Origin of the sequence: Bacteroides helcogenes P 36-108 (genome assembly GCF_000186225.1) — a bacterium.
Lineage (GTDB): Bacteria > Bacteroidota > Bacteroidia > Bacteroidales > Bacteroidaceae > Bacteroides > Bacteroides helcogenes.
The window spans coordinates 3,095,667-3,112,555 of record NC_014933.1; the positions used below are offsets into that span (position 1 = coordinate 3,095,667).

A 16,889-nucleotide genomic window follows, 5' to 3' on the forward strand; every position below is an offset into this window, starting at 1 on the left:
ATGAAAAAGTTTATAAAAGGAGGCCGGTTTACTCCTAAAAATTATTCCGATGAGGTAGAAGCCAAGATTCAACATTATAAAAAAGAAGGATACAAGTTGCCGTCACGTCACCTGCTGCGCACCGAAGAACAATTGGCAGGTATCCGTGAAAGTGCCAAAATAAATACAGCCCTGCTGGACTATATCTCGGAAAATATACACGAAGGCATGTCCACCGCCGAAATAGACCATCTGGTATATTGCTTCACCACAGATCATGATGCCATCCCTGCTCCTTTCTTGTATGAAGGGTTTCCAAAAAGTGTATGTGTCAGCATTAACGATGTGGTGTGCCACGGCATTCCCAGCACAAAAGAGTTCCTGCGTAGCGGAGACATCGTCAATGTAGATGTTTCTACCATTTACAAAGGATATTTTTCCGATGCCTCACGTATGTTTATGATCGGTGAAGTGAAACCTGAGATGCAACGTCTGGTGCAGGTTACAAAGGAATGCCGTGATCTGGGCATCCGAGCCGCACAGCCCTGGGCGCGCCTCGGAGATGTAGGCGCCGCTATCCAAGAGCATGCCGAAAAGAACGGTTACAGTGTGGTACGCGACCTTTGCGGACATGGTGTAGGCATCAAATTTCACGAAGAACCGGACGTAGAGCACTTTGGCAAACGGAACACCGGAATGTTGATCGTGCCCGGCATGACGTTTACCATAGAACCGATGATCAATATGGGTACTTATGAAGTCTTTATCGACGAAGCCGACGGATGGACAGTGTGCACGGACGACGGGCAGCCTTCGGCACAATGGGAAAGCATGATTCTGATTACTGAAGGCGGAAATGAGATATTGACCCAATAATATCCCCTCATGAACATACTGACGCTCATCATTGGAATAGCTATCGGCATTGCAATCGGTTATCTGGCGGCAGACCGCAAAACGTCTGCCCTAAAAGCGGGAATCAATGGGAAGGAAACGGAAATAGCATTGCTACGGCAGCAAAAAGAAGAAGCCGAAGCTTTGCACAAGCGCATGAATACCGAATTTGAAAACCTCTCCAACCGTATCTTCCAAAGCAAGGCGGAGGACTTTACGAAACTGAATTCGGAACACCTGGGTAACCTGCTCCGCCCATTGGGAGACAACCTCAAGGCTTTCAGGGAAAAGGTGGAACAAGCATATAACACCGAAGCCAAAGAACGCTTCTCGCTGGGAGAGCGCATCAAAGAACTGGTTGAACTGAACAACCGCCTCAGTGAAGAAGCCAATAATCTGGCCCGTGCGCTGAAAGGGGATTCCAAAATGCAGGGAAACTGGGGGGAAATGATTTTAGAGCGTCTGCTACAAGCTTCCGGCCTGATTGAAGGAGAACATTATTTCCGTCAGGAATTTCTGAAAGACGAACAAGGCAAAGTGCTGACCAACGAGGAAAACGGACAAAAAATGCAGCCGGACATCATTATCCGCTATCCCAATGAACGGGAAATGATCATCGACTCCAAAGTATCACTCACTGCCTATGCCGCCTACACATCTACTGACGATAAGGAAGAACAGGCGCGGCTGCTCAAGGCACATTTGCAGTCGATACGTACCCATATTGACGAGCTCGGCCGCAAGGACTATTCGCATTATGACACCAAGGCTCCGGACTTTGTAATGATGTTCATCCCCACCGAAGGCGCATATCTGCTGGCTCTCCGGGCAGACAACAATCTATGGGAGTATGCCTACAATAAAAAGGTGGTACTGATGACTCCCACCAACCTGATCAGTGCCTTGCGCTTGTCGCTCGACCTATGGAAAAGGGAAAACCAAGTAAAGAATATACAGCTCATCATTAAGCAAGGAACATTGTTATATGAAAGAATAGTGGATTTTACAAGAACTTTCCGCAGTATAGGTAAACGTGTAGAAGGATTGCAAGACGACTATGCCAAAGCTTTAAACCAGCTCTCCACCGGGGAGCAGAGCATCACACTGCGTGCCGAAAGACTGAAAAGCATGGGACTTGCTCCGCAAAAGCATATCCCCACAGAATTATTGCCTCCGAAAGAAGAAGCGGAAAACGAAGATTAGAACAGAATACTAACAGTTTAAAAGCATACAAAATATGAAAATTCTGAAAGAACGTATCCTCAAAGATGGAAAGTGTTTTCCCGGAGGAATCCTGAAAGTAGATAACTTTATCAATCATCAGATGGATCCTATCCTGATGAAATCCATTGGCGTAGAATTTGTCAGACGCTTTGCCTCTACATCCATCAACAAAGTAATTACGGTAGAGGCAAGCGGGATAGCTCCTGCGATCATGGTAGGCTATCTATTGGAATTGCCTGTGGTTTTTGCCAAAAAGAAAAAGCCCAGCACCATGGAAAACATGCTGGCAACCACCGTTTTTTCATTCACCAAAAACCGTTCATACGAGGTCTGTGTCAGCAAAGACTTCCTTTGTCCGGGAGACAAAGTCCTGTTTGTAGATGATTTCCTTGCCAATGGAAATGCGGCCAAAGGCATAATAGACCTTGTAAAACAGGCAGATGCCGAACTTGCAGGTATGGGATTCATTATTGAAAAGGCATTCCAGCATGGCGGAGACGAACTGCGCAAACAAGGCATTCATGTGGAATCACTGGCCATCATCGAGAGTCTGGATAATTGTGAAATCAAAATCAAATAGCCCGTTTCAAATGGAGGACAACAAAGGAGAACAGCAATCTCAGAACGGACTGATATATGGACTGAATGACCGGCCACCTTTCAAGGAAGCTTTTTTTGCGGCTTTGCAACATCTGCTGGCTATATTCGTGGCTATCATCACTCCTCCCCTCATCATTGCCGGAGCATTGAATCTTGACGCAGAAACTACCGGGTATCTGGTGTCAATGGCCTTGTTTGCTTCCGGCATTTCCACATTTGTGCAATGCCGCCGATTCGGAGGGCTTGGGACAGGTCTGCTTTGCATACAGGGAACCAGTTTTTCGTTTATCGGACCTATCATTGCCGCCGGAAACATAGGAGGACTGCCTCTTATCTTCGGCTCTTGCATAGCAGCATCTACGGTGGAAATGTTCATCAGCCGGATACTGAAATATACCAGAAGAATAATCACACCACTCGTTTCGGGTATAGTTGTGACACTGATCGGAATGAGTCTGATAAAGGTCGGCATCACAGCTTGCGGAGGTGGTGCGGCAGCACAAGCAGACGGCAGCTTCGGCAGTCTGCACCATGTGGGACTGGCAGCCTTGGTACTGTTGCTCATTATCGCCTTCAACCGGAGTTCCAACCGCTACTTACGCATGAGTTCCATCGTTATCGGCCTGTCCATCGGCTATGTTGCAGCCTGGTTTATGGGCATTGTCGATTTCTCTTCCATACGGAGCTATGGAGGCTTCAACCTACCGATGCCTTTCCGCTACGGACTGGATTTCAGCATATCAACCATCATTGCATTAGGACTGATTTTCATGATTACCGCCATCGAGGCATACGGTGACATTACGGCCAATTCCCTTATATCAGGTGAACCGGTAGAGGGCGAAACATTTGTCAGACGTGCTTCGGGTGGGATTCTTGCCGATGGATTCAACTCCATGCTGGCAGGCATGCTTAATTCCTTTCCCAATTCCGTGTTTGCCCAAAACAACGGGATGATACAGTTGACAGGTGTTGCCAGCCGCTACGTGGGTTATTATATTGCCGGTTTTTTGGTAATTCTCGGACTGTTTCCGGCAGTAGGACTGGTATTTTCACTGATGCCCGAACCCGTATTGGGAGGAGCCACACTATTGATGTTCGGAACAGTAGCGGCAGCAGGCATACGCATCATTGCCGCACAAGAGATCAGCCGGAAAGCCACATTGGTAATGGCTATCAGCTTCTCCCTCGGTTTAAGCGTGGAACTTGTACCGGAAATATTGTGCCAGCTTCCTGAAGCACTCCGTAATATCTTTTCGTCGGGAATAACTACCGGAGGAGTAGCGGCTATACTGGCAAATGGGCTCATCTATATTAAGGAGTAAACCAATATCCTGCGACTTAAAAAACTAAAGGAGTCCTGCGGAACTTCCACCTGTGGCAGATCTTCAGATTCTCCCGTCACGCCTGCCTCACCTTCTGTGAGCAGCAAGCTTCTGACAAGCGAAAGACAGATATTCTATTTCCGGAACTTCGGAAGTACAGCATTCAGCACAACGTAACCTAAAACACCTGCCACAAACGTACCGAGAAGTACCCCGAACTTGGCTTGATTCAACAGATCAGGATAATCCGCTGCAAAAGAAAGGTTGGCAATGAACAAAGAAACCGTAAAACCGATACCACCCAACAAAGCGACACCACCTATATTTTTCCAATTCATTCCGGCAGGCATCGAAGCCAAACCACTCTTTACGGCCAGCCATGTAAAAATATAGATACCAGCAAACTTTCCGACAAGCAGTCCGGCAGCCACAGCTATACTTACGTCACCTATGACATCACCTCCTCCACTGCCAAGAACCACCCCTGCATTGGCGAAAGCAAACAGTGGCAGAATGACAAAATTCACCACTCCATGGAGATTGTCCTCCAATGACTGCAAAGGACTGATTACAAAATCAGAAGCACGTTCCACTTGCTTCAGTGTTGCAATCTGCTCATTGGTCAGTACAATGTCATCGGATTTGGAAACAGGAAATTCGCTGATAACATTCTGTATGCGTTTAATGTATTTGCCGGCATCCAACCTTGGACGGGCAGGAATCACAAATGCCAGAAGCACACCCGAAATAGTGCTGTGTATGCCTGACTGAAGGAACAAGTACCAGATAATGATGCCACCACCCAAATAGAAAATTTTCTGAGTCATTCCTCTTCTGCCCAGATAATAAAGAAGACCATAAAGCACAACTGCCGCCACCAAGTACCAATAGGCTACTTCCGAACTATAAAAAATGGCAATTACCAAAATGCCTCCAATATCATCCACCACAGCAAAGGCAGTCAGAAATATCTTCAGGCTCAATGGAACACGTTTGCCCAGCAGACTGAGTACTCCCAGCGAAAAAGCAATGTCAGTAGCCATCGGAATAGCCATTCCCCGCATATCGGGAGTACCTTGCACCACCAGTAAAGAATAGACTATAACCGGCAACAACATACCACCACACGCGGCGATAAAAGGAAGAACCGCTTTACGGAAAGAAGACAGTTCACCTACCAATAACTCGCGTTTTATTTCAAGGCCCACTGCCAGAAAGAAAACAGCCATCAGACAATCATTGATGAATTCAATCATCTTCAAGGGATGCCCGCCATGAGAAAACAAATTGAAGCCTCCGATACGGAGATGCAACTCTTGCGACAAAAAATCCTGATATACCTCTGCTAATGGCGAATTGGCAATGCAAGCGGCCACTATGGCTACCATAAACAATAAAATGCTTGCCCAGACATTCAGCGACAAACGGTTCTTTATTGAAAAAATCTTCATTTTACAAATAAGGGATTTAAGATTAAGAAAAGGGACTGTTTTAATCTAACTTCAGTACGGCAAGGAATGCTTTCTGAGGCACTTCCACATTACCGATCTGTTTCATTCGCTTCTTGCCTTTTTTCTGTTTTTCAAGCAATTTCCGCTTACGGCTCACATCTCCACCATAGCATTTTGCCGTCACATCTTTACGCACAGCCTTAATGGTTTCACGGGAAATGATTTTCGCACCGATAGCCGCCTGAATGGCAATATCAAACTGCTGTCTCGGTATCAGATCTTTCAGCTTCTCACACATGCGCTTGCCTAAATCATAAGCATTGTCAAAATGTGTCAAGGTGGAAAGGGCATCTACCGGCTCACCGTTCAGCAATATATCCAACTTCACTAATTTGGACGGTCTGAAACCATTGGGATGATAGTCAAAAGAAGCATATCCCTTGGAGATACTCTTCAATTTGTCATAGAAGTCAATCACTATTTCTCCCAAAGGCATATCATAATATATTTCTACACGATTACCGGAAATATACTCTTGTTTTACCAGTTCGCCACGCTTGCCCAAACACAGGGTCATTATAGGACCGATATAATCGGTGGCAGTGATTACGGAAGCACGGATATAAGGCTCTTCAATACGGTCTATCATAGTAGGATCAGGCATACTTCCGGGATTATGCACTTCAGTCATATTGCCCTGCTTGTCATAAATATTATAAGAGACATTGGGCACTGTCGTAATCACATTCATATCAAACTCCCGATCCAGACGTTCCTGCACAATTTCCATGTGAAGCAATCCTAAAAAACCGCAACGGAATCCGAATCCCAAAGCTAAAGAAGACTCAGGCTGAAAAGTCAATGAAGCATCGTTCAACTGAAGTTTCTCCAAAGAAGAGCGCAAATCTTCAAAATCTTCCGCCTCTATGGGATAAACCCCAGCAAAGACCATCGGTTTCACCTCCTCAAAGCCTGCTATGGCCTCTCTGCATGGACGTGCTATATGAGTGATCGTATCTCCCACCTTTACCTCTTTAGAGGTTTTTATACCCGATATAATGTAACCTACATCACCTGTACGCAATTCCTGGCGAGCTACCATATCCATCTTGAGTACCCCGATTTCATCAGCATCATATTCCTTGCCTGTATTGAAGAATTTAACTTTGTCACCTTTATGGATAACGCCGTTCACAATCTTGAAATAAGCTATGATACCCCGGAAAGAATTGAACACAGAGTCAAAAATCAAAGCCTGCAGCGGAGCCTCTTCATCACCCTCCGGGCAAGGGATGCGCTCAATCACCGCTGCAAGGATTTCTTCCACACCCATCCCCGTCTTGCCGGAAGCACGGATAATTTCCTCGCTCTTGCACCCCAGCAACTCAATAATTTCGTCTTCTACCTCGTCCGGGTTGGCGCTTGCCATATCGCATTTGTTTATGACAGGAATAATTTCCAGATCATGCTCAATCGCCATGTAGAGATTTGAAATGGTCTGCGCCTGCACACCTTGCGAAGCGTCCACAATAAGCAACGCACCTTCACATGCTGCAATGGAACGTGAAACCTCATACGAAAAGTCCACATGTCCCGGAGTATCAATCAAATTCAGAATATACTTTTCATCTTTATATGTATATTCCATCTGAATGGCATGGCTCTTAATGGTGATACCTCTCTCCTTCTCCAAGTCCATGTCATCCAGCATCTGCCCCGCAGTCACTTGTATGGTATTGGTAAACTCCAAAAGACGGTCAGCCAAAGTTGATTTTCCGTGGTCGATATGAGCTATAATACAAAAATTGCGTATATTCTTCATCGTTTATTATTATCTTCTTAATAAATAAGCAAACCGCAAAAATCAAGAACTTTAAACTGTGAAATATCCGTAAGATAAAGTCTGTATAACGAATATCCTGCCTTGATTTTTGCGGGTGCAAATATAATGAAAAATATGAGGTTTTAAAAGCAATTTATTTAATATCCATCGGAAATACCCATGTCATGTGGAAGCTTCTTCATAATTATATCATTGATCTGTAAGCCGACTGACTTTCACCCAATCGATCTCCTTTTAGCCGGCAACTCACTGTCGGTAATAACGCCGGGCCATGTACCCGCGCCACCCAAAGCATAATTCAGAATCAAATAAAAAGAAGTGTCGAACGGCCATTGCTTTTTGACATTTTCATCGGTCAAGTGCAAATTGGGATAAACCAAAGTAGTAATTCCGTTCACTTTCTCGGCAATCAACACCAGCTTTCCATCCTGCACATAAGCCTGATCATAACTTTCGGACAATAAAAGACAGATACAAAAAAGATGCGTTGACAACATATATCAACGCATCTTTTTATAACATTCCGGTCAGTCCCTCTTAGTTCAGCTTCACAAACAGTTCGCCTTCAACTTCTTGAGTAGAAATTTTATCTTCTCTCAACAACCATCCAAGGCCCAGGAACAAATCTTTATCTACCAATTTCGTAGCTTTCTTGATTTGTTTAGCAGTTAAACCTTCAGTTTCATTCAGCGCATTCCAAATTTTTCCTGCAGTTTCACCAGCTTTTTCTCTTAACATTTTCTCTTTGTTTTTAGTTAGACATGCTCAAAAATCCGTTCTGTCAGATAGTTCAGATTTTATTTCGGTCACAAAGATAGTTATTTTTATGTTATATAACACTTTATTATCTGTTTTTTTCTATATTATGTCAGGAAAAAAGCACTCTTTAAGTCTGTCAAGAGCTAATTACGGCCCTTTCCAAGTATTCTGCCCATATTTTAGCAGCCTCTTCTACCATCTTGACACAGGGACGTTTGGCATAATACTGCTCTGTACGCACTTCGGGATCTGAAGAACCTTCCGGTTTTTTCAATCCCAAAAGTTCCGCACAAATCATGGAACCGTTGCGTTTCTTAAATTCCTCTGCCAACTCCTGCACCAGTGCATAGTTGGCTGCTTTGCCTTCACGGTCTTTGCCATCGGTCGCCCCCTTCTCCAATCCTGCAAGCAGAAACATACCGCATGCGGCGCCGCATGTCTGCCGCATACGTCCAATGCCTCCACCGAAAGAAGCTGACATACGCAATGCCTGTTCCTCCGTAAAGCCATACATATCGGCAAAAGCAGCCACAACAGACTGCGAGCAATTATAGCCACTTTTGAAAAGTTCAACAGACCTTTCTATTCTATCTTCCAATTCCATTTCCCATTCGGTTATTATCCATTCTCATTCAGTTATTTCCAGCAACATAGGACAGTGATCCGAATGAACGGCATCATTCAATATCCTTGCGTCCTTCAACATCGGACGCACCGGCTCATTCACCATACAATAGTCTATACGCCAGCCCTTATTCCTTGCACGTGAATTGAAACGATAGCTCCACCACGTATATTCCTGTTTGTCGGGATGCAAAAAACGGAAAGAGTCCGTAAAGCCGGCGTCCAGAAAACGTGTCATCCATTCCCGTTCTTCAGGTAAGAATCCACTGTTGGTCGCATTGCGAATGGGATCGTGAATATCTATCGGCTCATGACAAATGTTATAATCCCCGCAAAGAATCAATTTCGGACGTGTACGTTGCAATTCCAATACATATTCCTGGAATTTCTCCAACCAGACCATTTTGAAAGCCTGACGTTCATCACCACTGGTTCCCGAAGGATGATATACGCTAACGATGGACAAATCATCATAATCAGCACGAAGAAAGCGCCCTTCGCTGTCATACTCCTCCATTCCCATGCCATATTCCACACGATCGGGCTCACGCTTAGCCAGAATAGCCACTCCGCTATATCCCTTTTTCCGTGCAGAATATAAATAATGTTTATATCCCAAAGAATCCAACGCATCCGCCGGATACTGTTCCGGCTGTAACTTTGTTTCTTGCAGACAAAGCACATCCGGCTGTTCTTGTGCGAGCCATTCGGGAAAGCCCTTTGTCACGGCAGCCCGCAGACCGTTGACGTTGTATGTAATAATTTTCATGTTCGCATATTTCTTAGAAGCATTATTATTCATTTTCATATCATTTCCGAAATTAACAACATAATATTCAAAACCGTGACAATAGCTGCAATCGTATAAAGCACAAATGTACTCCATTTACTGTTCACGTATTGCCCCATCACTTTACGGGAAGAAGTCAGGCTGACTTGCAAAAAGACCGTAAAGGGCAACTGGATGCTCAATACCATCTGCGAAATCAACAGTCCTTTAAACGGATCCCCAATAAAGAATATCAATAATAAAGCGACACCCAAAGAGATTACCACCCCCACCTGAGAATGGCTGTCCTTAATATGATAAGCCTCACTGAAAATACCGGCAAAAATAGAGCCTGCCGCCATGCCGCTGGTTATCGTGGAAGAAATGCCTGCCATCAGCAACGCCAATGCAAAGACAACGGCAGCGCTGTTCCCCAGCAAAGGCTCCAGCAATGACTTGGCTTGCTGCAATTCTTCCACCTGAATTCCCCCGCTGAAAAAGGTTGCTGCCGCCAGCAGAATCATCGCACTGTTGATGGCCCACCCCACAATCATGGAAAACAGAGTATCAAAAAGTTCATATTTCAGCACTTTACGGATGGAAGCATCATCCTGCTTGTTGTATTCATGACTCTGTATCACCTCCGAATGAAGGAACAAATTATGCGGCATAACCACTGCTCCAAGCACACTCATAATAATCAGCATACTTCCCTGAGGAAACGATGGAGTCACCCATCCTTGCGCAGCCATCGGCCAGTCAATTTTCACCAGAAACAATTCGTAGATAAAGGAAAGGCCGATAACAGATACGAATGCAATGATGGAGCGCTCTATCTTCTTGTATGAATTGGTGAAAAGCATTACAAGCACAAAAGCTGTCGTCAACACAGATCCCCATATTATCGGAATGTCAAACAACATCTGCAAGGCAATGGCTCCTCCCAATATTTCCGCCAGCGAGGTAGAAATGGAGGCCAGCACGGCAGTACCCAGAATAGGACGAGATACCCACTTAGGAGTATATTGCGTGGCAGCTTCAGACAAGCACAAACCGGTCACAATCCCCAGATGCGCCACATTATGTTGCAATACGATCAGCATGATTGTCGATAAAGTGACCACCCACAGTAATGAATAGCCGAACTCAGAACCTGCCGCAAAATTAGATGCCCAGTTTCCAGGATCTATAAACCCCACCGTCACCAACAATCCGGGACCTATATATTTAAAAACATCCAGACCACCCAAATAACGTTTATGGTCTCTCCGTTTCAAATCTTTCAGAATATTCTTCATTATATTTGTCAATTAAAAGCGTAAAAATACTCAATTAATAACAAATACACTACATTTAAGTTCAAAAAAAAGCCCCCGGCATCTTCCGATACCAGGGGCTTCAATCTCATCTTTGTAAAGCAGGAGAGTTTCAATATCCCATTTCATGCAGTGCTTTGCACAACTGGTCGGGACAAGAAGTCGGGCGTCCTCCGCAACAGATCCCTTCCAGACGGGTAATCACCGCCTCTACAGGCATTCCCTTCACCAGTCGGGACAACCCCTGCAGGTTTCCGTTACATCCACCCCAAAATGCGACCTCTTTCACGATACCGTTTTCTACATCAAGCTCGATGTTCGAACTGCATGTGCCTTTAGTCTTATATGTATATGTCATTAGTCTTCACTTTCTTCCGGCTTCATATTCGTATAAACCGTCTGTACATCATCAAACTCTTCCAGACGTTCCACCATCTTGTCGATAGTTTCACGTTGTTCGCGAGTTACATCCTTCGTATCATTCGGGATGTAAGTAAATTCACCTCCCACATCTTCAAAGCCACATTCTTCCAAATGCTTCTGGATAGCGGCATAACTCTTCGGATCACCGTAGATGGTGATTGTCCCTTCTTCCTCATCCTCCTCAAAATCTTCCTCTACATCATAATCTATCAAGTCAAGGATAAGTTCTTCCATATCGATACCTTCTTTCTTCTTGAAAGTGAATACACACTTATGATCGAACAAGAAAGCCAATGAACCCATAGTACCCAGGTTTCCGCCAAACTTATTGAAAACGGAACGTACATCAGCCACCGTGCGGGTGGTATTATCTGTCAGAGTATCTACAAAAACAGCCACACCATGAGGTCCATATCCCTCGTATGTCATACTCTTGTAATCACTCTGATCCTTACCCATTGCATTCTTGATGGCGCGTTCAATGTTATCCTTCGGCATATTCTCACGCTTACATGTAGCGATAACCGAACGTAAGGTCGGATTGTTCTCCGGCTCCGGACCACCGGCCTTTACAGCAATAGCTATTTGTTTACCCAGTCTCGTAAAGGTCTTTGCCATGTGACCCCATCTTTTCAATTTGGCAGCTTTTCTATATTCAAATGCTCTTCCCATTGGAACTATATTTTAAATTATGAATTATAAATCTTGAATTTGTATCAGCGCAACTTGGCATTCAGCTTGTTTTCCAGGTTGGCAACCAGTTTCGACATGATCTTGTCAATCTGCTTGTCATTCAATGTAGCATTTTCGTCTTGCAACAAGAAACTTACAGCATAACTCTTTTTTCCCGCCTCAAGATTCTTGCCTTCATAAACGTCGAACAATGATACCTCCTTCAACAGCTTCTTCTCCGTTTCGTATGCAATCTTTTCTATTTCAGAAAATTGTACCTTCTTGTCAAGCAACAAGGCCAAATCACGTTTTACAGCCGGGAACTTGGATATTTCCGAATAACTTACTTTCACGCTCTTGATGGCTTTCATCAACTCTTTCCAGTTCAAGTCAGCATAATATACTTCATTGTCAACATCAAATGCTTTCAGTAATTTCTTCGTCACTACACCGAAAGTAGCCAGTCGCTTACCACCTCTTGTCTGTACAGAAAGTGCGGTAGCATAAATATCATCGGTCAAATTACCTACAACCAAGTCATGCATACACAATCCCAGACGGGCAAAGATATTTTCAACGTATGCCTTCAGTTCATACACCGAGCTGTTTTCATCGGGATGCGCCCATGAGTTAGAAACTCTTTTCCCGGTCACCCACAAGCTGAGGTGGTATTCTTCAGAGTAAGCAGCAAGCACTTTCTCCGGATTTTTATTCTCTGCACTGAAGTGATAACAGTTGCCGAACTCAAAGAACTTCAGATCCGCATTCTTGCGGTTGGCATTATGAGAGATGCTTTCCAATCCACCGAAAAGCAAGGTCTGGCGCATGGCATTCAAGTCAGCACTCAGCGGATTCATCAGCATTACAAGATTCTTTGGAGGATAAGATTCCAATCCATCGTAGTACGCGGCACGGGTCAACGAGTTGTTCAGTATCTCATTAAAGCCGCATCCTACCAACTGCTCCGCCACCAGATTCTGCAATTTATTGGATCTATCGCAATCCCCTTTTATAGTCAGACTGGACTTCAACGTATTTGGAATCTCCACATTATTATACCCATAGATACGCAGGATGTCTTCTATAACGTCACAATCACGCTGTACATCCACACGGTAAGGAGGCACGTCCAAAGTCAGACCTTCGGCAGTCTCATCTACAATCTTCATTTCCAAGCTTGTTACAATGCTCTTGATTGTATCTTCCGGAATTTCCTTGCCTATCAGCGAACGCACCTTTTGGTACGAAAGCTCCACTCTGAAATTCTTGACAGGAGCAGCACAAACATCTTTTATTTCAGAAGCCACAGTACCTCCTGCAAGCTCTTTCACCATCAATGCAGCCAATTTCAGACAATAGATCGTGATATTGGGATCAATACCTCTTTCAAAGCGGAAAGAAGCATCCGTATTCAGACCGTGACGGCGGGCGGTTTTACGTACCCATGTCGGATGAAAATAAGCACTTTCAAGAAACACGTCCCGGGTTGTTTCGGTAGATCCCGAATCCAGCCCTCCGAATACACCCGCAATGCACATGGCTTCTTCCTTGTTGCAGATCATCAGGTCGCGTTCGTTCAGCTTACGTTCCACTCCATCCAACGTTACAAACGGAGTACCTTCAGGCATGGTCTTCACAATCACCTCACCGCCTTTAATCTTATCTGCATCAAAGCAGTGCAACGGCTGGCCAAATGCATGAACAATATAGTTCGTGATATCTACCACATTGTTAATAGGACGCAGACCGATGATACGGAGTTTATTCTGCAACCATTCGGGGCTTTCCTTTACCGTTACTCCCTTAACGGTAACACCTGCATACCGGGGACAAGCCTCGTTATTCTCTACCGTCACCTTGATATCCAAGTCATGGTTTTCTACGGCAAAAGCATCCACCGCCGGTTTCTTCAGCGAAGTCTGCTTTCCGTTTTGTACCAAATAGGCATACAGGTCACGGGCTACACCATAATGTGAACAGGCATCTGCGCGGTTCGGAGTGATATCCACCTCCAGCACGTAATCGCTCTTGATGTTATAATAATCCTTGGCAAGCATGCCCGGAACAGCAGTCTCAGGCAATACAATGATTCCTGCATGATCCGTACCGATACCAATTTCGTCTTCGGCACAAATCATACCGTTGGATTCCACACCACGGAGTTTTGATTTTTTGATAGTAAAACATTCATCACCATCATACAGTTTTGCACCTAACGTGGCGACCACCACTTTTTGTCCGGCAGCTACATTCGGAGCTCCACACACAATCTGCACAGGTTCACCTTGTCCCAAATTAACGGTCGTGATGTGCATGTGGTCTGAATTAGGATGAGCTTCGCATGTCAGCACTTCGCCGATAACCAGTCCTTCCAGTCCGCCTTTAATGGTTTGCACTTCTTCTACGCCTCCGGTTTCCAGTCCGATAGACGTTAGTGCCGCAGCAACTTCATCCGGTGTCAAATCGAAATCGACATACTCTTTCAACCAATTATAAGAGATATTCATATCATTATTTTTTTATTGTTTCCAAAAGTGACCCGCAAAGTTAATAAGATTTTTCGGTTGGTGGGGAATTATGACAACAAAAAATCCCTAAGCTCTTTACAAAGCCTTTCCTTCACCTCTTCCATAGGAACCTCACGTCCCAACTCCTTCTGCAGGGAAGTGACACCCTTGTCTATAAATCCGCAAGGATGAATATAGCTGAAATAGCGTAAATCCGTATTCACATTCAGGGCCAGTCCGTGCATCGTGACATAATGGCTGCTACGCACACCGATCGCGCAAATCTTGCGGGCACGGGCGGTATCTCCTTCCAGCCACACCCCGGTTGCCTTTTCCAAGCGTCCCGCAGCAATGCCATACGAAGCACAGACACGAATCACAGCTTCCTCCAGCAGATGCACATATTCTTTCAATCCCAAAGAAAATTCTTCAAGATTGAGAATAGGATAACAAACCAACTGTCCCGGTCCATGATAAGTTATATCTCCTCCCCTGTCAATGTGGTACAGGGTCGCTCCTATCCTGCCAAGCTGTTCGTCACTCAGCAACATATTTCCTTCCTTTCCGCTACGTCCCAAAGTATATACGTGCGGGTGTTCACAAAGCACGATATGATTTACATACTCCTCTCCTGCCTGTTTGGCACACACAAGGACGTCAAACCACTCTGTCTGCCGATTCCATGCTTCGGCGTATGGCATTATTTCCCAATCTGATATTTCCAATTTCATAATTATAAGGAGATATATTCATCAATCTTGTCTGTTTTAAGAGATATATGCAAAGATACGCATTTTCAGAGAATAGGAAGCTAAAACCAGATACAAGTATAAATTACAAGTTTCAGAATAAGTCAGAGTGTGTGCCGGTATATTCTATTGAATACATCAGCCCAATATATCTTTAAACAATTCCTCCGTATTTGCGGATTTATAGACCCGTCCCGCCTTGATGTCATCCATAGCAAGCTCTATGCCGGACTTTTTTTCAATGCTCCACCCCAGCTTTTTTGCTAAAGTTTTCAGCATATTGAAATCAACTTCCGGTATAGTAACCGTTATGGTCTTATATTTTGTTGACAATGTAGAATCCATATTCATAGTCTCCTTTGGAATACAAAGGTAGAAAACTAAAACCAAATACACAAACTTTCCCAACTTATTAATAAAAAGCAGCCGGAACCATTCCCTAAAGAACCGTCCCGGCCGCCGCCTAAAAGCATAATAACCGCAGTTACCTATCGTTTGCCTTGTTCCTGAGTACCACCGCAGGTGCGCCCAGTTCTTCACGGAGCAGACATGACATTATTTTGCCTGAGTGTCAGCAAATACCATTTCTGTAACCAAGCTCCGAATACCACCTTGATTAAGTTGTGGAGTATTAATGCGGATATCACAATCCACCACAAAAAATGTACCAGCCTCAGACTTTATTACATTTTCATCATGCATATCACTCAAATATATCTCAGGAGTACTATACGTCCAGTTTCGAGGATTGCGCAATTCAAAACCCATATTCCTCATATAACAAGCTATTTCTTCATCAGAAGCCCGTTTTCCTGCAATAAAAGGCTGTTCTACAATAATTTTGAAGTCACCGTCCTCATTTCTTCCAAAGCCAATGACTGTGATAGCTGTTTCCGGAAAATAAGCGTTATGAAGAGATATTCTATCAAGAGCAAGTATGGGCTGTACAAAATAATCAAGACCTATAGATTTAACCAATTTAGAACCATTATCGTAAACCTTTGCTTCACCACCTTCTGCGATTTCATCACCCAAAGAACTTTGCAGATTTCGTTCTACATCGTCTGTCCAAACGCCTACAATTCTTGCCCATTTTTCTATTATCAGAGCTTGCTCCGCTCCGCATTGGAGCTCTCTTTTGAAGTCCGTGATTCCTTCAGTGTCATAATCTGCTTCAGTTTTTGCTCCCGCGAGTATGGATGCAATGACATGACACAAACCTCCCTTTGCGCAGCCATGCTGTTCAGCCGGTGAAAATCGTTTATATATAAGTTGGCCACTGATGAATTGTTCCGCATAACAGTCTAATTTTGTCAGACTTTCAGGCGTAAAGCCTTTATTTATGATTGCCTTTATTGATGCCCAAAAATCCGAATTATTCATTCTCATATTCCTATCAATTATACAAAGGTAGAAAATTAAAACCAAATACACAAACTTTCCCAATTTATTAATAAAAAAGCAGCCGGAACCATTCCCTAAGGAACTGTCCCGGCTGCCGCCTAAAAACATAGTAACCGCTGTTACCTGTCGTTTGCCTCGCTCCTACGCACCACCGCAGGCGCACCCAGTTCTTCACGCTCCACCACTTCCAGCCAACCGCTTTGCTCCAGTTCAAAGAGGGCGGGATATACACGGAGCTTCTCCGCACCGGAGTGTTGCAGAATATCGTCTACCGGAATAGTCGAACCGGAGAATGAGTTGATGTAATCAACGATTTTTTGTGTATCAATAATCTTGTAATTCATATCCTT

Annotated in this window: 17 protein-coding genes and 1 pseudogene; 4 read left to right on the forward strand and 14 right to left on the reverse strand. The window is 44.4% G+C overall.

Annotated features, from left to right (window positions below; translation table 11 throughout):
• From map to BACHE_RS12740, 4 genes are read left to right on the forward strand one after another with little or no spacing between them, the layout of a single operon-like run.
• Window positions 1-855 carry a type I methionyl aminopeptidase gene (gene map / locus BACHE_RS12725; RefSeq protein WP_013548113.1) on the forward strand — a complete coding sequence of 285 codons (855 nt, stop codon included), beginning with the start codon at window positions 1-3 and terminating at the stop codon, window positions 853-855.
• 9 nt (window positions 856-864) lie between these two features.
• Window positions 865-2,076, forward strand: a complete 1,212-nt coding sequence (locus tag BACHE_RS12730; RefSeq protein WP_013548114.1) for a DNA recombination protein RmuC — start codon at window positions 865-867, stop codon at window positions 2,074-2,076.
• A gap of 34 nt (window positions 2,077-2,110) precedes the next feature.
• Window positions 2,111-2,677, forward strand: a complete 567-nt coding sequence (gene xpt / locus BACHE_RS12735; RefSeq protein ID WP_013548115.1) for a xanthine phosphoribosyltransferase — start codon at window positions 2,111-2,113, stop codon at window positions 2,675-2,677.
• 10 nt (window positions 2,678-2,687) lie between these two features.
• On the forward strand, window positions 2,688-4,022 hold the full coding sequence (locus BACHE_RS12740) for a nucleobase:cation symporter-2 family protein (protein WP_013548116.1): 1,335 nt from the start codon (window positions 2,688-2,690) through the stop codon (window positions 4,020-4,022).
• A 134-nt stretch (window positions 4,023-4,156) separates the two neighbouring features.
• Here BACHE_RS12740 and nhaA read toward each other — a convergent pair whose 3' ends face one another.
• The 14 genes and pseudogenes from nhaA to BACHE_RS12810 form a co-directional block, all read right to left on the reverse strand.
• Window positions 4,157-5,473 (reverse strand): Na+/H+ antiporter NhaA, encoded by a 1,317-nt coding sequence (gene nhaA, locus BACHE_RS12745; RefSeq protein ID WP_013548117.1) that lies wholly within the window; start codon window positions 5,471-5,473, stop codon window positions 4,157-4,159.
• 40 nt (window positions 5,474-5,513) lie between these two features.
• Window positions 5,514-7,295 (reverse strand): translation elongation factor 4, encoded by a 1,782-nt coding sequence (lepA, locus tag BACHE_RS12750; protein ID WP_013548118.1) that lies wholly within the window; start codon window positions 7,293-7,295, stop codon window positions 5,514-5,516.
• 210 nt (window positions 7,296-7,505) lie between these two features.
• Window positions 7,506-7,717, reverse strand: a pseudogene (locus tag BACHE_RS12755) (glycoside hydrolase family 16 protein); the annotation flags it as partial.
• 136 nt (window positions 7,718-7,853) lie between these two features.
• The gene (locus BACHE_RS12760) at window positions 7,854-8,054 is read right to left on the reverse strand and encodes a winged helix-turn-helix domain-containing protein (protein ID WP_013548119.1); all 201 of its coding nucleotides are present in this window, start codon (window positions 8,052-8,054) and stop codon (window positions 7,854-7,856) included.
• Window positions 8,055-8,211: 157 nt separating this feature from the next.
• Window positions 8,212-8,679, reverse strand: a complete 468-nt coding sequence (locus BACHE_RS12765) for a C-GCAxxG-C-C family protein (RefSeq protein WP_013548120.1) — start codon at window positions 8,677-8,679, stop codon at window positions 8,212-8,214.
• Between the two features lie 24 nt (window positions 8,680-8,703).
• Window positions 8,704-9,468, reverse strand: a complete 765-nt coding sequence (locus tag BACHE_RS12770) for an exodeoxyribonuclease III (RefSeq protein ID WP_041579837.1) — start codon at window positions 9,466-9,468, stop codon at window positions 8,704-8,706.
• Window positions 9,469-9,503: 35 nt separating this feature from the next.
• Window positions 9,504-10,766 (reverse strand): Nramp family divalent metal transporter, encoded by a 1,263-nt coding sequence (locus BACHE_RS12775; protein ID WP_013548122.1) that lies wholly within the window; start codon window positions 10,764-10,766, stop codon window positions 9,504-9,506.
• Window positions 10,767-10,896: 130 nt separating this feature from the next.
• Complete coding sequence (locus BACHE_RS12780) at window positions 10,897-11,142, reverse strand: TIGR03905 family TSCPD domain-containing protein (RefSeq protein ID WP_013548123.1); 246 nt, start codon at window positions 11,140-11,142, stop codon at window positions 10,897-10,899.
• The gene (locus tag BACHE_RS12785; protein ID WP_013548124.1) at window positions 11,142-11,879 is read right to left on the reverse strand and encodes a YebC/PmpR family DNA-binding transcriptional regulator; all 738 of its coding nucleotides are present in this window, start codon (window positions 11,877-11,879) and stop codon (window positions 11,142-11,144) included. The genes BACHE_RS12780 and BACHE_RS12785 overlap by 1 nt, the downstream gene beginning before the upstream one ends.
• Before the next feature lie 44 nt (window positions 11,880-11,923).
• Window positions 11,924-14,386 (reverse strand): phenylalanine--tRNA ligase subunit beta, encoded by a 2,463-nt coding sequence (gene pheT / locus BACHE_RS12790; protein WP_013548125.1) that lies wholly within the window; start codon window positions 14,384-14,386, stop codon window positions 11,924-11,926.
• A 68-nt stretch (window positions 14,387-14,454) separates the two neighbouring features.
• The gene (gene lipB, locus BACHE_RS12795) at window positions 14,455-15,117 is read right to left on the reverse strand and encodes a lipoyl(octanoyl) transferase LipB (protein WP_013548126.1); all 663 of its coding nucleotides are present in this window, start codon (window positions 15,115-15,117) and stop codon (window positions 14,455-14,457) included.
• 156 nt (window positions 15,118-15,273) lie between these two features.
• Window positions 15,274-15,480 carry a hypothetical protein gene (locus BACHE_RS12800; protein WP_013548127.1) on the reverse strand — a complete coding sequence of 69 codons (207 nt, stop codon included), beginning with the start codon at window positions 15,478-15,480 and terminating at the stop codon, window positions 15,274-15,276.
• A 210-nt stretch (window positions 15,481-15,690) separates the two neighbouring features.
• Window positions 15,691-16,524, reverse strand: a complete 834-nt coding sequence (locus BACHE_RS12805) for a putative polyvalent protein kinase domain-containing protein (protein WP_013548128.1) — start codon at window positions 16,522-16,524, stop codon at window positions 15,691-15,693.
• Between the two features lie 134 nt (window positions 16,525-16,658).
• Entirely contained in the window at window positions 16,659-16,883 is a 225-nt protein-coding gene (locus tag BACHE_RS12810; RefSeq protein ID WP_013548129.1) for a hypothetical protein, read from the reverse strand.
• Between the last annotated feature and the right edge of the window lie 6 nt (window positions 16,884-16,889).

Excerpts from the sequence above, each read along its gene's own strand:
- BACHE_RS12730 (WP_013548114.1), top strand. The coding sequence starts at position 865 with ATGAACATACTGACGCTCATCATTGGAATAGCTATCGGCATTGCAATC.
- BACHE_RS12805 (WP_013548128.1), bottom strand. The coding sequence starts at position 16,524 with ATGAGAATGAATAATTCGGATTTTTGGGCATCAATAAAGGCAATCATA.
- BACHE_RS12800 (WP_013548127.1), bottom strand. The coding sequence starts at position 15,480 with ATGGATTCTACATTGTCAACAAAATATAAGACCATAACGGTTACTATA.
- BACHE_RS12780 (WP_013548123.1), bottom strand. The coding sequence starts at position 11,142 with ATGACATATACATATAAGACTAAAGGCACATGCAGTTCGAACATCGAG.
- nhaA (WP_013548117.1), bottom strand. The coding sequence starts at position 5,473 with ATGAAGATTTTTTCAATAAAGAACCGTTTGTCGCTGAATGTCTGGGCA.
- BACHE_RS12775 (WP_013548122.1), bottom strand. The coding sequence starts at position 10,766 with ATGAAGAATATTCTGAAAGATTTGAAACGGAGAGACCATAAACGTTAT.
- lepA (WP_013548118.1), bottom strand. The coding sequence starts at position 7,295 with ATGAAGAATATACGCAATTTTTGTATTATAGCTCATATCGACCACGGA.
- BACHE_RS12760 (WP_013548119.1), bottom strand. The coding sequence starts at position 8,054 with ATGTTAAGAGAAAAAGCTGGTGAAACTGCAGGAAAAATTTGGAATGCG.
- BACHE_RS12765 (WP_013548120.1), bottom strand. The coding sequence starts at position 8,679 with ATGGAATTGGAAGATAGAATAGAAAGGTCTGTTGAACTTTTCAAAAGT.
- pheT (WP_013548125.1), bottom strand. The coding sequence starts at position 14,386 with ATGAATATCTCTTATAATTGGTTGAAAGAGTATGTCGATTTCGATTTG.
- BACHE_RS12785 (WP_013548124.1), bottom strand. The coding sequence starts at position 11,879 with ATGGGAAGAGCATTTGAATATAGAAAAGCTGCCAAATTGAAAAGATGG.
- BACHE_RS12770 (WP_041579837.1), bottom strand. The coding sequence starts at position 9,468 with ATGAAAATTATTACATACAACGTCAACGGTCTGCGGGCTGCCGTGACA.
- BACHE_RS12740 (WP_013548116.1), top strand. The coding sequence starts at position 2,688 with ATGGAGGACAACAAAGGAGAACAGCAATCTCAGAACGGACTGATATAT.
- BACHE_RS12810 (WP_013548129.1), bottom strand. The coding sequence starts at position 16,883 with ATGAATTACAAGATTATTGATACACAAAAAATCGTTGATTACATCAAC.
- map (WP_013548113.1), top strand. The coding sequence starts at position 1 with ATGAAAAAGTTTATAAAAGGAGGCCGGTTTACTCCTAAAAATTATTCC.
- xpt (WP_013548115.1), top strand. The coding sequence starts at position 2,111 with ATGAAAATTCTGAAAGAACGTATCCTCAAAGATGGAAAGTGTTTTCCC.
- lipB (WP_013548126.1), bottom strand. The coding sequence starts at position 15,117 with ATGAAATTGGAAATATCAGATTGGGAAATAATGCCATACGCCGAAGCA.